Source organism: Robinsoniella sp. KNHs210 (assembly GCF_000686105.1).
Classification (GTDB): Bacteria; Bacillota; Clostridia; order Lachnospirales; family Lachnospiraceae; genus Robinsoniella; species Robinsoniella peoriensis.
Window position 1 is genome coordinate 964,745 of sequence record NZ_JMLZ01000001.1, and the last position, 16,225, is coordinate 980,969.

Below are 16,225 nucleotides of genomic sequence, written 5' to 3' on the forward strand. Positions count from 1 at the left end.
AGGCAATATTTATAAAATCGGAGGGAGCACAAATGAATAAAAAAGTAAAAAAAATAGTGGCTGTTATGCTTTGCATCGGTATTATCATATGCAGTCCGGGAATAACAGAGGCTGCTGGAACAGCAACAGAAAAATACAATCTTATCGGAAAAGTAAATACGATAAGCGAGTATTCAGGTGAAGCAAAAAAATCAGTCTCGGAAAATGAAACAAAACTAGAAAAGGCAACAGATTCAGAAAAGGGGACTGAAATACAGAGGAAGACGGATACAGAAAAATCCACCACAGAAATAAATAAGACCCCTTTGACAGAAAAAAATATATCGAATACAGAAAAAAAGGCAGAAGCAGCAGGGACAGATAAAAAAACTCAGGAATCAAAAGACAGTATAAAGGAAACTACAAAAGAAAGTTCAAAAGATAGCACAAAAGAAAGTACAACAGACAGTACAACAGAAACTACAAAAGAAAGTGCAACAGACAGTACAACAGATAATGCAACAGAAAGTGCAAAAGATAGCACAAAGGAAACTCAGTCGGAATCCAAAGAGAACCAAAGCCAGGAGTCACCGGTGCTCTATTGGGATCCATCCGCTGCTGCAGACAAAAATACGGATGATAATAGTCGGGATGGTAAAAGCGCTCAGACTCCTTTGACAAATATAGAGGATATATTCAGTAAGGCAGCTGATTTGAAAAAGTTACCCGGAGATGAGGTTACAGTTTATGTTATGTCCTCAATGAAAATCAATGCTTCTGAAAAAGTAGAATTTGATGGAAGAGGCATCCGGTTTGTTAATTGGGCAGAAAGAAAAGGGGAAGACCAGTCGATATTTCTTATTGAAGAAGGAGGGGCTGTACTTTCTAATATGACATTAGCCTCAGCCGCCGGCAGAGAAAATCAGACACTTATCAGGGTTACGGGCGGAAGCCTTGGGATAGGAGTTGGGCTCAACGTTCAGGGTAATCTGGAATTGGACTACAGAAACAGCCAGGCGAATAAGCCTTCCATTCAGATTCTGAAAGAATTAGAAAAAGGCAGAACTTACACTATATCTGTACAGGCGGATGCAAATGTAAACGAGGAAATGGCGTTATCAGCACTCTATGAAAATGGGGAAAGCGGAGATAGCTTATTAAGTCATTTTACGTTGGAACAGAGCGCAAAAAATAATTGGAAACTTTGGGTTAAGGAGGACACAGCAAAAGAAATTTATTTAACGCTGCTGTCTAAAACAGATGATAAAGATACAACAAAAGATGAAACCAAAGATGTAGAAAAAGATGTTTCTAAAGCTTCTCCAAAAGATGAAGATAAGACAGACATAAAAGAGCCTGAAAACAATACGGAAAATAAAGTCCGTTCATCGGCTCGCGCAGTGGGCAGCCAGATCGTCTATTGGAATGTAAATAAGGATGCATCAAGTCCCGAAGGTGACCGACCTGCGATTCCGGGAGGCAATGATGGGAATTCGGGTATTGATGACCAGCATCCGGTTCAGAGTTGGGAAAAGGCGAAAGAATTGCTTGGCGGAGAAGGCGGAACTGTTATTGTAATGAGTCCGGTAGTTGTAGGTGATCCGGAGTTTACTCAGAATGGTGTGCCGATAACGGAGCTGGATGGTGAAAATAAGATTGCGTTGTCTCAATGGGAGAAATATCCTACGGAAGTTTTGATCATTCCTCCGGGTGAAACATTTAAAATGTCTAATATTGACGTAGCCTGTAAACAGGGTATCGGTATAAGGATTGCAGGAAGTTATGACGGCGCATCAGGTGATGTTCTTGGCAAGCTGGTGATCGGAGAAGGAATGACCATAACAGGAGGAAGCATCCAGACAGAATTGGATCCGGAATACAGGGACCGTCTGGCAGATTGTACGATAGAACTGGCCGCTGATCCGGGAAACCGTAAATTTAATGTTTATTTTTCGGGGTTAGACGACAATCAGGTATATCAGTATGCAGATGTAATTATGGGACCCGCCGGAAGCGACGCGTCAGATTACCTGGATGCATTTGTTCTCCACAGCCGTAATCAAAATTCCGGGTGGGGACTTCGTAAGGATACGTATGAGGATAGTGACGGTGTATTTGAAAATCATATTGAACTTTATCGTAAGTTTGTCTTTACCGGAGTCTATCTCAATGGACAGAAAGGAAACGATGCGTGGTTTGGAGGAAACTGTAACTGGCCGGTGAAAACCTTCGCCCAGGCAAAAAAGATATTATTAGAAAACTGGGATGAGATTGCGCCCGAAAACAGAGTGATCTATATCTGTGATACCGTTGACATTACCGGAACAGAGGTATGGAATTTCATCGATGATTCCGGGAAAGACAGAAGCAGTGAAGCGAAAATTACCTGCTGTAAGACAAATACTGATTACACGACACACCATAAAACGGTGCCGGGTACGCTGGTGTCAGTAAAAGACGGAGGAAACCTAACTACTTCCTCACTTCTGATGGAATATGACTATAAAAATAACAGTAATATCATGATAAATGTACTTCCCGGGGGAACCTATACCTCTGAGGATGGTACTGTTTTAAGAGGTTTTAACAGCTCTTATCTGGGGATCGGAGTTCAGGTTCAGGGAGCATCCGGCAAGGAAACAAGGTTTACAATGAACGGGGGGACGATAACCCGGAAATCACTGGGTGTATCTGTAACAGGTGTAAATAAAAATGATACGATTTTTACTTTAAATGGAGGTAGCATTACCGACAACAGCGGTGCGGACTCAGGCAGATACGGAGCCGGAGTTTATGTAAGCAATGCGCAGCTGGATATGACAGGGGGAACAATTAATTCCAATCTGTCGTTATCTGATTATTATAAAGGCTTTGGAGGCGGTATTTACGCTGCCGGTTCAAACAGTATCCTCAACATCAGTGGAGGAAGCATCACCAATAATGAGGCAAGAGGAACAGGTGCCACATCGGGAAGCAGCTCTTCTTACAATAGTTATGGCGCCGGAATCTATATAACTGGTGGAGAACTAAATGTAAGTGGAACCGCAGTAATATCAGATAATACTGGTACAGGCTATTACGTTTACGGAGGCGGTGTTTATCTGGGTTCCGGTGTGAAAATGGTAATGGATGGGGGAAAGATTTCCGGAAATAAAGCAATTGGAACAAGCAGCAGCAGTCGTTATGGCGGAGGAATCTACAGTACCGGAGGTAATTTAACTATCAAAGGGGGTATTATTGAAAATAATACAAATACTTATTATGGGGGAGGGGTCTATTCTACCGCTGGCAGTTTTTCGATGTCAGGAGGAACAATCCAGGGAAATGAAAGTTATTATGGAGGTGGATTGTATCTCAACGGCGGATACTCAAGCAGTCGTTATTCCATAACAGGCAGTGTCATACAAAAAAACTCCAGCCAGTATGGCGGCGGCATTTATACTTCCAACAGTTATTTAGATATTCTGCAGGGGGTGGAGATAAAAGAAAATAATGCAGTATCCAGTGGCGGAGGATTATATATTAGTGGAAATACGATAAAAGTAACAGAGTCGTATTTAAAAGATAACACAGCCCAGTATGGCGGAGGTGTTTGTACAGTCGGTGGAGTGATATATTTGGAGGATACAGAAGTTTCCGGCAATCAAGCAACTGAAAACGGTGGTGGTTTTTTCAACAATGGAGGAACTTCTTATATTGGAACAGGCTCTTCCCTTACAAATAACACCGCGGTGAATCAGGGCAGCAGCTGCTATATATCCAGTGCTATGTGGTTTTTAGGCGGAACCTATGATTCGAAAAATACAGAGGCTGGCAAGTTCGGGATATATCTGGATATAAGTACTACTTCTTCCTACAGGATTTACATTGATCCGGAAGCGCTTGATATGAAAGACAAGATCTTTTTAAATACGGCAACAAGTAAATTATATTTGCTTGAAAAAGTGCCGGTAACCGGTTCAGAAGGTAAAATGCCGTTATACTTAAACAAAAATGCTTTTGAAGTGGGCAGTGTAGTCGTTACGCCGGCAAAATATGGCGCAGTTAATGTAATTGATAAAACATATACGTATTCAAATATTCAGGATGCAGAGCCTTATGTTTCCTATTTTACAGGAGGTGAGATACCGCCGAAGACCCAATTGGGAGGATTTAATAAAAATATTATTCTGGTTGGAGAAGGGGTTTATCTGGATGGAACCAATGGAAGTGATTCAAACGCAGGGACCTCTCCGTCTAATGCAGTGCTTACATTTGAGAAGGCAAAAGATATTTTGAAAGACAGGATTGCAGAGGCAAAAATAAATGCCCAAAAGGCTGCGGGAGATCCGGGCTATGATCCGGATGGATTTGAGCCTTACATTTACATATGCGGGGAGGTAAGGATACCTGCAGACGCCGGAGATCAGAAATGGGAGCTGGATTATGAAGCAGAAGAGTTTGTTCAGTCTGACACGACTAATTCCCAAGGGAATGTCATTAATACAAATCTGGCACAGGTAAAACGGTTTGCCAGTTACTATGGCGTTATGGCCAGATTGTTAAACAATGGTTCCGGCAAATTTACCGTGGGCAAGCTTCTGATGGACGGAAATGCAGGCGCTGTAGACGGGGCTAATAATACGATTCAGGCTATGATTTATCTAACCTCCAATACATCGCTGATATTGGAAAACACAATTTTGCAAAATAACTACAGTTTTGGAGTTGAGAGCGCCGGGGGAAGCATTTTAATGAAGGGGCTTAATCCGGATCAATCGGACGGAGCGGTAATCCGTTGGCATGGGAACTGGGCAGTCAGGTTGTTAAGCGGCGGAACTCTAACGATGCAGGATCATTCGGGTATAGAAAATTACAGGTACCTGAATAATGACAGCAGTCAGGGGAACCTGCCAGGACTTAATAGCAGTACAGGCGGCATTGGCATACAAGGAGATAATTCCAAAGCTATTATGAATGATTCTTCATATATTCTGGCCCCGGGCAGGTATGGGGCAGGCCTGTTAGGAAGAACGACAGTATCGGATACGCCAATGCTGGAGATGAATCAGGATTCGTCCATTCTACAGTCTGATATAGGTATATACTTGTACGCAGCGAATAATGTTGCATCCTTACATGACAATGCCCGGATTCTGAAAAGCAGCAGAGGTGTTTATGCAACGTTGGTTTCAAAAAGCAGCCGTTTCAATATGGACGGAAACTCTGCCATTATAAATGAAAACAAAGATTATGGTATTTATTTATATAATATAACTGCTACAAATTCTGATGCTGATAATTTATCTGTTGTGTTGGATGGAAATGCAAAAATTGAAGGATCAAGCTACGGTGTGTATGGAAATTCTTCTTATGCGATCAATAACACCAGTATTATTTTGCGGGGTAAGTCCAGAATAGGTAAAAATAGCTATGGCATATACTTTGATTATTGTACCACTTCAACCAGTACCGCGGTACGTCCTAAAATTATACTGGAAGGCAATGCCGTTATTGGAGGGACTTCACGTTCGGAAGCAAATTCCAATTATGGAATCTGGTCCAAAAGATCATGTGCAGTGGAAATAAAAGACAGTGCCAAAGTTTCGAATAATGGATCATATGGGATTTATCTGGAGCGATATAAGACAACAAGTTCCAGTTATTATACCGGGCCCAGCAGTATTCTGATGTCAGGAGATGCATCGGTTAACGACAATGGTAATAACGGTATTTTTAATGATGATTATTTATATACAAGCAGTGGCATAACAACGATTTATCCAAATGAGATCGAGATGACTCTGGAAGGTACCGCTAAGGTTATCAATAATCAGGGGAAGGGGATTATCGTCGGTTCAAAGGGGACACTCACGCTTAAAGATGGTATTGAGATAAAGGGTAATCGCAGTACATCCATTGGAAATGCGGTGGACTGTGCCGGTAAGCTGAATCTGGGCGGTAAGGCTGAGGTATCAGGAGAGATCTATATACAGGATGTGAATAAGCCCGTTACGCTGTTAAGTGAACCGGATAATCAGAAGTTTAATATCGGGTGCAGCGATAACTTTATCGGACAGGTCTTAGTGGAACCGGATACAGCCCTTACTGCAGGTGCAGATCCTTTTATCGACAACTTTATAAAAACTGCTAATTTTCCAAAAGATAAATCTATTAAGGCACGGACACCGAATCTGATTGTTCAGGGTGAGAATAATGTATATCTGGCGGGACAGGGGGCGCTTACGCCCACTCTGGTACCGGGAAATGACAGTAATAACGGTGGGAGCCGGGGGGCGCCAGTGGCAACATTCGCCAAAGCAGCGGAAATATTAAAAACATTAGATGCCGGAGCCAGTATTATCATCTGCAATTATCCGGTAGATTTCTACTCGTCGTCTTCGGCTAAGCCCCAGGGGGATACCTGGAGCTTTGATGAGGGAGGATCCTTTACAAATGATAAAGGGGATACCTGGAAACCAAAAGTATTAAGGGATGAGCAATTTTTTGGCAATATGATACAGCTTGGCGGAAGTGCAGTATTCACGGTAAAAAACATTACAATTGATGGAAATAAAGAAAATATCCCGTTGAATACAGCAATTTCCGGTTCCATTATCAATGTCTATAGCAGCAGCGCCGTAGTCAATTTAGAACAGGGGGCGTATTTACAGAATAACCGTAAGACAAATTCTAATGAAGGCGGAGCAGCAATTTTAAATTCTGGCAATGTGAATATTAAGGGTGGAGGTATTGTTGGTAATGAATGCTATGGGCTGTCTTCTAGCTATGTATATGCTGCCGGCATCTATAATTACGGTAAGGTAATCATGACTTCCGGTCATATAGATGATAATGTAAACCGGTCTGCCAGCTATAGTTATGGAGTTGGTGTTTACAATTATAATGTCTATTCGACATTTGAATTTTCCGGTGGGACCATTTCCGGAAACAGAACTGAAAAAATAACATCAACGATCTCTGGAACGGCTTTTTATAATGCCGGAACACTGAATATGTCGGGAAGCGCAGCAATTACAGGGAACATCTCAGATTCGTCAAGCTATTCGGCAAACATAATGGGAACTGTATTTAACAATGGAACCATTACAGTCAACGGTGGAATAATTTCTGATAACGAATTGATCTACAGTGGTACCAATACCTCACCTACTTATGGTGCGCAGGGCGGCGGAATATTCGTTAACAGCGGCCAGGTAACGATAAATGGTGCGGAGATACAGAATAATATATGCAGAGCACTTAGAACGGAAAGCACATCTACTTCCTATAGCAAAGGTGGTGCTATCTCCGTAGTAGGGGGAACGTTAAAATTCCTCAGCGGAAACATCAGGGGAAACAAAGCTAACAGAGGTGCAGGAATCTATTATTACGGAAGTTCCTCTAAGGTGGATGTGGCGGGTGGAGTAATCCGCGATAACATACCACTGAGCACTGCAATACCTGCAGAAAAAATAAATGCCGGTATTTATATTGAGGGACCATCCTTCAATCTGAAGGGCGGCGGAAGTGTAATTTCTGACAGAATTTATCTTTCCAGTACATCCTATCCGTTGGTTTTGGGTGGATCCATATATCAGAGAAACAGGAAATACATGATTGACTGTTCCGGCAGTTTTCAAAAAGGCAGCGTTGTGGTAAAAGCGGATAATGATGTTATTTTAGATGCTACCGGTTACCTTGCATATTTTACAACTCAGGTAGCAGGCTATGTTCTGGAAAAGCAGGCACCAAATCTTGTACTTAAGCAATGTGTTTATATAGACAGTGAAAAAGGTTCAGACAGCAATAACGGTGCTAATCCGGACAGGGCTGTTAAGACTATGGCTAAAGCAATATCTTTGGGGGGCGGAAATAATTATGTAATATATGCCAGCGGTCCGATTGAAGTGAATAAACAAGAGACCTGGGATCTGCCTGATACAGCCTGGATAAGCCGTTATACCGGATTTCCAATTTATGGGGCAGGCAAAGAATGGGCAGCATATACAGGACCGGTTGTCCGGGCAGCTGCGGGTGCAGACCTGAGGCTTGAAAATATCCGGATATTGGGAAGAAGGGAAATAGATGACGTTATAGAAGGAGATTCCTTAATTCGGATAGATCCGGGAGCATCTGTCAGCATGAACACAGATACTAAGTTAAGGCTAAACAATCTCCCAGCGGGTAAAACAGGAGGTGCAGTAAATAATAATGGAGGTACCCTTACCGTAAATGGTGGGACCATACAGGACGTAAGCGCATTAAAAGGAAGTGCAGTCTATCAGGGCGGATCTATGAGCATTGCAGGCTCCTCAACTATTAACGGGGAAGTATATCTGACAGGCAGCGGTGCTGACGAAGCAGCCAGCAGTTACATCAGCGCAGACGAAACTTATAAACCTGTCAACGGTACGGTATTAAAACTGAACATGGACAATCCATATGGAGGACGCCGTGTAATCGAATATCCTGCAGGAGCGGTGCCTGACAGCAACACAAAGAAATATTTCAGCCTGGATTCCTCGATTTTGGCAATTTATCATTTGGAGAACAGAAGCAGCGATAAGAATATTCTGGAACTTCAGCAAAAAGGGGTTGTTTATCTCAATGGTGAAAGCGGAGATGACAGTGAGGATGGAAAGACGCCAAAAAAGGCAGTCCGTACACTGGAAAGGGCATATGAAATTCTAAAGGCAGGTGCTGAAGGAGGCGTAATCACAATCGTCGGAAAAGTTACCGTGGATGATGAAATCAAAATGAATAATATAAATGATTCAACAGGAGCACACGGATATTATGAAAACGTCGTCAAAGTAATTGATGCAAAAGGTCCGGTCTACTTCCAGAGATACGCACAGCCGGATGCATGGGAAGAATGGGAGGAAGAGCGGCCTGAAAAAGATCAGTATAAAACACCTACCTATACCGGCGTAATGATAGAAATAGCTGCTTCCGGAAAATTAACTGTTGATAATGTTTATTTCGACGGCCACAGCCAGGAAGTAGTAGGGAATCCATTATTTGCAGCAGGTAAAGTAGAAGCCGGGGCGCCGATCTTCCAGGTGAAGGGAAGCCTCATTATACCGGCAGGCGCAACGATATACCGAAATCATAATACGGCTGCTGATGCAAAGAGTGCAGGTGTCTATGTTGATGGAGGTACCTTCCAGGCTGTCAGTGTTGAAATCTCGGATGTGAAAACGCCAAACGGCAAAGGCAGCGCTATTTACCAGGACGGAACCTGTATCTTAGACAGGGCACCCAAAATAGAAGGAACGGTGCACCTGACCGGTAGCGGAAGCATCGGCAATACAGCGTCCAGTAAATTTATCGAAATCTCTCTGCGTGGCTTCAAACCGGTGAATGGTGAATTGCAGATAACGATGGATGATCCGTATCTTGGCAGACCGCTGGTACAGTATCCGGGACGGACAAGTACCCAGGAGCCCTATGAGCCAACCCTGGAAGAGGCATCCATGTACCAGCTTGAAAGGTCCGTTACCGACATTTATTCCAAAGGAAGCCGTACAGGAGAAGTAAACATGCTGGAGCTGCAGTTCCGCCGCAGAGTATATATTGATGGTGTGAATGGAGATGATGATACAAATAGCGGAGGGCTGCCTAATGATGCGGTTCGGACACTGAAAAAAGCGTATGAGCTGCTGAAGAATATCGGCGGAGGTTATCTGTATGTAGTAGATACGGTAAGCGTTGACAAAGATATTTCCTTATCGTCAACCTCTTATTCGGAGGCAGGCAGTCCGGGCGAAATCAGCATTATCGGGGGTTCCGTAGACATTCGAAGATACGTGGTTCCCGATGCCATGAAGGCAAATCCTAACTTTAGCAGTCCGGGCAGCCATACAAAAGAATTGTTTAAAGTAAAAGAAGGCAGCAGTTTGAGCCTGCAGCAGATTCTTATTGATGGGCACCGCTTGCCGGTTGCCAGCGGAGATCCTATGGAAGATGTTGCGGAAGCAACAAAGTCTGAGGCACCTCTGATTATTACAGAAACAAGAAGTACCCTGAATCTAAATGAGGGAACAATCCTGGAACACAATGATAATACGTTGTCATCAAATGGAAAAGAAGAAGGAGGAGCAATAGCGAATCATGGAAATCTGAACTTAGACGGAGCTGTGATAAAGAATAACAGTGCAGGAAAAGGTGCCGGTATTTACCAGGATGGATATTTTACCATCGTATATGGTGCAGCCAGACTGGCAAATCAGGAGATCTATCTGACAACAGAGAATACTGGGACACAGGACAATCCGGTCTGGGGAGCTGACCGGGTGATACATATCCAGGAAAAGCTGAATGCAAGTGATTATCTGGACATCGGTGCCGACAATCCGGTAAATGGAAGAGATATCGCAGTGTATGACATCAAGGAAGCATATGAGGATGCCGTTGACGATGAGTATTACCACTATAAGCTTGGGACGTCCATTACCTCGGTGAACCCGGCGCTTTATCTGGTGGAATCAACCACGGAGAATGACACTTTGGAACTATACAATTATGAAATTATGGATATTTCAGTGCCATTAGAGGTCTGCCTGGCGGCAGTGGAAAACCCGCTTCAGGCAAGTGCAAAAAACAAAAATATTCGTAATGCTTCATTAGATGCACCGGATTATACCATTACAAACGGTGGAAAATATAAGACAAAAGTCACTGTAGTGGCATTTAGAAATGACAATCATACCGAGGGAATTACGTGGGATCAGATGATACTGGTAGGAGATGAAACGGAACTGACAGGATCAGATCTGGATAAAAAGCTCTATCTGGCAGTAGCGGGAGCAGACCAGGAAAGCAGCAACGGTTTTGCAGGACTTTCGGAATCTGCCCTTTCAAAAGCGAATACCACACCCATAGAATTCGGGGAATTAGAAGCAGGTGCATCGGGAAAATTTACGTTTAAAGGAACAGCTGATACGGCATTTTTCGAAAAATATAATGATACTCTATTTGGTACCTCTTATACGGAGCCAGATACTTATGTAAAAGAAAATGCCAGGGCGAAATACCAGATGGTTTATAAATTTGAATTAGTCCGCTGACAGTAAAGGAGTAATTTATGGAAAAGAAAAAGAGAAAGGTCAAAAAATGGGCCGTTCTGCTGCTGCTCCTTCTTCTGGCGGCAGCAGCTGTGGCAGGGTATTTCCTGCTAAATAGAAATAACATGGATGATACCAGTAAATATTGGTTTGACAAGATGGCAAAGGACGGCACACTGGAGGGGAAAACCCCTACAGAGCTGCAGGGTATGCTGGACGGCATTGTACAAGAAGGGATGTTCAATGTTTCTATGAATGTAGAACCGGTGTTTGAAGATGGTAAAAGTGAAGGTAATCTGGGGATTGAAAATATAAAAGAGAATAGATATTACTGCCGTGTAACGCTTACTCTGGATAAAGACCATACAGTTCTTTATCAAAGTGACGGCTTAAAACCGGGTCAATACATAGACAAGGTAAAACTGGATCATAACCTGGAAGCAGGGGAGTATGACTGCACAGCAGTTGTAACTGCAACCGACCCGGAAAGCCTGGAGGATATCGGCCAGGTGAATGTCAAAGTCAGGGTTAAGATCCTGAACTGACGATCATTTGATTTAAATGGGTTTGCCATTTACCCTTTTAAAATATAAAAAAAATAAAAAATACTATTGGAGGAAATTATAATGAGAAGAAAAAACACAGCAAAGAAAGTATTAGGAACCTTAACAGCAGCAGCACTCTGCATGTCAATGACAATCCCGGCGATGGCAGCCACAACAAATTCAGGCGGTGATGTCGTTACTGTACCAGGCGGCACAGATGTGTATGCCGGTGTTGTAGTAGATGATGAGACAAATGCAGATGCACGTATTCGTGTTACTGTACCTACTGTTTTTGCATTTGTAGTAAACGGAACTTTGGATGCTGCAAAACAGAATAATCCGCTGTCATCCACAGACGGTACCATACTGCTTCCAAATGTGAAAGTAAACGTGTTAGATCCTACTTCAAATACCAGTGATTATGAGATTGCTGTTGAACAGGACAGCACCATGACCTTTACGAATTATTCTACAAAGGCAAATACAGGCGGCGGTCGTGATGGTATTCCGGTGAATCTGACAGGAGCTATTGAAAATAAAGGATCTGATAAAGACCGCAACTACTGGAAGCACAGTGCAAACGCACAGGGATTCAAAGAATTTACCCTCAGCCTGGAAAGCCAGAAATTCAGTAAGGCAGCAGGAGCGAATACTTTCGAAATGGCAAATGCGGTAGTACTGGATGCACCGGATGTATCTGATGCAGCTAATGTAGATGCTACTACGAAACTGGCTAAAACCGGCGCAGCTAAAGACCTGGCATTTGATGTACAGGTTGGCGGAAAACGCGGGGATTACAAACAGATTGAACAGTCTGCAAAAGTAGGAACTATCGTTTGGACGGTAGGATATGAGGTTGACAATACAACAAATAATATTCCTACAGCACCGGGTAATGATTTTTCTGAAACTAACTAATAAATAACAAGAATATGATTGAAATAAAAAACTTAAATAAAAAACTTAAATAAAAAACTGAAATAAAAATACTCAAATATTAAAATGGCATCATACCGGGGGATACCAATAAGCAGGTTGGGGCATATCCCAACACGGAATTATCCGTAATATGCTTTGGCATCCCCGGGAATGGAAAAAGTTTGTTGCAGGCAAATCTGAATGGATAGGTTTTTCTGCAAAAGGTTTTTTCCATAAAATTCTGTTGGAAAGAAGGGATAAACAAAATGAAGATAAAAAGGAAAATAACATTTGCCATGGGAATTTGTATGGCAGCCGGTTTTATGGCGGGAGATGTGTTGTGTATACAGGCAGCCGACCCTGGTCCCAGCCAGAATATATGGCTTGATGTAGCAAAAAAAGATTACAGCCCCCGGATCTCCGTTACCGTTCCCACTACGTTTGCCTTCGTGGTAAACGGGACGTTAGATGCGGGCAGCAGAGTGAAGATATCTGTCGATAACGGGACGCTGCTTTTGCCAAATATCGTTGTAAACGTATTGGACCATGACAATCCGGCAAGCGATTATGAGATTGGTGTGGTGGGAGATTCCAGACTTTGGGTGAAAAATTATTCCACCCAGACTGCGGATCAGGATGCAGATGGAAATGAAAACTACAATCCTGCAGTAAGGCAGGGAAAGGCAGTCCGTTTAAATGCCTGTGTGGAAGGCATCGAAAATCCCGGTGAAGAGCAGGGATACTGGAAAGCAGCGGCAGAAGACAGTAAACTAACCACGGACCAGGGGAATTATAAAAACTTTCGTGTAAGTCTTACAGATGAAAGCAGTTCATACATTTTTAACAGTCCGGATACCGCAGATAAAAGCATCTGGCTGGATCAGGAGATATCTTTGCAGGCACCCTTGAATAAAGAGGGCTTCACCCCTTCGGGGACGGCAAATAAACCGTATGAAAAAGAATTGAAACTGGGAGTGGAGGTAGGCGGATACCGGGGACAGTATTCGCAGATTGAGGAATCCGTCAAAGCCGGCAAGATTATATGGCAGGTAAATACTGATTAATTCTGTAGTTACAGCAGCAGAGGACAGAATCAGAAAGGAGCAGACATAAGGTATGGAGCAGAAGAAAAAGGGCAAAAAGTGGCTCATTGTCCTTGCCCTGATCTTAATTCTGGGAGGAATCGCAGGAGGTTTCTATTATCAATCCCAGAAGTCTCAGGGAAAGGACAGGCTTACAAGAGATGAAGACGCCCTGGGCGGGCTTCTTCCGGGAAAAAGCCCTTCGGAGATGGCAGAGCTTCTCAGCCAAAAGGTAGAAGAAGGAATGGTAGATATCGGTATCGCAGCAGAACCGGTATTTGAAGAAGGAGGTAAAAAAGGAAAACTGGGCATAGAAAATGTTCCGGGAAACCGCTACTCTCTTCAGATCGATCTGGTATTAGATGAAACAGGGGAGATAATTTATCAATCGGGTCTGATTGATCCCGGTTATTACATTGAATATGTAGAGCTTAATAAACAGTTAAAGAGCGGAAATTATCATGCAACAGCGGTATTCACCACATACGCCCTGGATGAAACAGAAGATGAAATAGCAAAAACAAAAGTAAATATTTTACTGCAAATTAAAGATGGAAAAGTTTATTCATGATAAGGATCAGACAGGCATGGAAAAACAAGCTATTAATAGCGGCTTCTGCCATGTGTATGCTGGCAGGAGGATTCTATACCGGACTTGGCATCTACACTGTCTGGAATCCCTCAGAACTTCCTCTGGTCAGGGACAACACAGCCAGAGAAAGAGAGAATGACAGAAAAGAAGAACAGAACAGTCTTCTGGCGGATGCCATGCAATATATAAATATAGAATCCGTTATCTATTTTCAGAACCCGGATGATAAAGGAACAATCCGTTTAGCCAATGACAGCCGGAACAGGTTCTGCATCAAAGGAACCATTCTTTCAGACCGGGATGGAAGTGTACTATATGAATCAGATGGGATAGATCCCGGATTTTACATAGATTCCGTATATTTGAATACAAAACTGGAACCGGGTGTTTATCCCTGTACAGTGCTGATACAGTTTTATCAGACGGAAGATGACAGATATATCGGAGAAACAGCCAGAAAAGCAGTTGTGATAATAGAGAGATGAGGTGGTTATGAGGTGATGGTATTATTGAAAAAAACACGTGGTTTTGCAGTTTTGCTGTTAACGGCACTTTTGGCATGGTGCTGCTGCAGTAACGGTGTATCAGCGAAATCAGGAACATCAGGAGAAGTAAGGCCAACTGAGTCCTACACACCGGGCAAAAGCAGCACGGATATAACAGCGGGAGTAGTCGTTGATTATATGGGAAAGCTTAAATTCATTGTCAGGGATGAGGAAACAGCAAAGCCTGTTGAAGGAGCTTCTGTGGAATTGTATGTTCCGGAACTTGGCAGATACGTATTATTTGGACAAAGCGGTACAGACGGTATTTACCAATTGGATGTGGCTTATGGGACAGGAACAGATGCACAAAAGCAATATTTACAGGGGGAAAGCAAGTCCGGGGAAAAAGGGACACTGGCAGAGTTTGAAAATAACCAGATCCGGTGGAAAGTCTATAAGAAGGATTATCTTCCATACCCGGCAGAAGGAGAAGTTCTCCTGGATGCCATTACCCTGCCATACGAAATCGAGGTCAGCCTTTATAAGGAGCCCAGGGAAACGGATGAAACAAAGGCAACAGAGGAACCCGGTGATACGGATGATACAGATGATACAGAAGGAACCGAACCGGCAGAATCAAATAAAACCACGGAGACCACAAAGACAACTGTTACATATCCCCCCGGTAATAACAATCCACCACACAGCGGACAGATACCCAAGACAGGAGTAGAACAGGCAATTGGTTATGGGGTCATAGGACTTGGATTTTGTGTGGCGGCCATATTATTAATCATACTTTACCTATATAGAAAGAAGGAAAATGAAAAGAAATAAAATTCCAAAGATTCTTCTGGCAGCCTGCCTTGTGATTCTTTTGGCGGGCGCTGTATATTTTGGAAAAAGTATCTGGGAGGATGCCGCACCGCTCCTCGCGTCGGAGGGTTATTACAAGAATCTTCGAAAAGAGATATATATTCAGAGGGAAAACGGTCAGACACCGGATATGGAAAAGTTAAACGGTCTGAATCAGGACGGGGTTGCCTGGCTTACAAGCCCGGGTACTACCATAGATTATCCGGTGGTACAGGGGAAGGACAATGAATATTACCTTCACCACCTGTCGGATGGAACACCTAATGAAATAGGGGCTGTTTTTTTAGATTACCAGAACAATCCGGATTTCACCGGTGAGATATCTATGATATACGGACACCATATCACTTTGGGGAGAATGTTTTCCCCACTGTCTTCGTATAAAGAGCAGCGCTATTACGAGGAACATCCCCGGATGATACTCTACACGAAGGAGAAAACCTATCATATAGAATTATTTGCAGGAAATATCCTGAGTGGAAGCGAGGGATTCCCTTTGAGCTTCCAATCCGGTAAAGATAAAAAAGAATGGATTCAGGAGATCATCCGTAAATCCACTTTTTCCAGCAACGTTACACCGGCAAAGAATGACAGAATTCTGATTCTGTGTACCTGTTCTTATGAATTTTCCAATGCCCGGTATGCGGTGTTTGGAAAACTGACGGAAGTGAAGTAAGTTCTGTACAAACAGGGTCGTATA

8 protein-coding genes are annotated in these 16,225 nt (G+C 43.0%); all 8 read left to right on the top strand.

Going from position 1 to position 16,225, the window contains the following annotated elements; translation table 11 throughout:
* The first annotated feature begins 32 nt into the window (after window positions 1–32).
* The 8 genes from CD03_RS0103705 to srtB all read left to right on the top strand — a co-directional run bounded on the left by CD03_RS0103705 (window position 33) and on the right by srtB (window position 16,201).
* The gene (locus tag CD03_RS0103705) at window positions 33–11,030 is read left to right on the top strand and encodes a hypothetical protein (RefSeq protein ID WP_027292483.1); all 10,998 of its coding nucleotides are present in this window, start codon (window positions 33–35) and stop codon (window positions 11,028–11,030) included.
* Window positions 11,031–11,047: 17 nt separating this feature from the next.
* Complete coding sequence (locus CD03_RS35735; protein WP_052377646.1) at window positions 11,048–11,572, top strand: hypothetical protein; 525 nt, start codon at window positions 11,048–11,050, stop codon at window positions 11,570–11,572.
* A gap of 81 nt (window positions 11,573–11,653) precedes the next feature.
* On the top strand, window positions 11,654–12,490 hold the full coding sequence (locus CD03_RS0103715) for a hypothetical protein (RefSeq protein WP_027292484.1): 837 nt from the start codon (window positions 11,654–11,656) through the stop codon (window positions 12,488–12,490).
* Window positions 12,491–12,756: 266 nt separating this feature from the next.
* Complete coding sequence (locus CD03_RS0103725; RefSeq protein ID WP_027292485.1) at window positions 12,757–13,554, top strand: hypothetical protein; 798 nt, start codon at window positions 12,757–12,759, stop codon at window positions 13,552–13,554.
* A gap of 52 nt (window positions 13,555–13,606) precedes the next feature.
* Window positions 13,607–14,143 carry a hypothetical protein gene (locus CD03_RS0103730; RefSeq protein WP_027292486.1) on the top strand — a complete coding sequence of 179 codons (537 nt, stop codon included), beginning with the start codon at window positions 13,607–13,609 and terminating at the stop codon, window positions 14,141–14,143.
* Window positions 14,140–14,649 carry a hypothetical protein gene (locus tag CD03_RS0103735; protein WP_027292487.1) on the top strand — a complete coding sequence of 170 codons (510 nt, stop codon included), beginning with the start codon at window positions 14,140–14,142 and terminating at the stop codon, window positions 14,647–14,649. Before CD03_RS0103730 ends, CD03_RS0103735 begins: the two co-directional genes overlap by 4 nt.
* A 15-nt stretch (window positions 14,650–14,664) precedes the next feature.
* Window positions 14,665–15,486, top strand: coding sequence for an LPXTG cell wall anchor domain-containing protein (locus CD03_RS0103740; protein WP_027292488.1), 822 nt, complete (start codon window positions 14,665–14,667; stop codon window positions 15,484–15,486).
* Window positions 15,473–16,201, top strand: a complete 729-nt coding sequence (gene srtB / locus CD03_RS32255) for a class B sortase (protein WP_052377647.1) — start codon at window positions 15,473–15,475, stop codon at window positions 16,199–16,201. Before CD03_RS0103740 ends, srtB begins: the two co-directional genes overlap by 14 nt.
* Window positions 16,202–16,225: the final 24 nt, after the last annotated feature.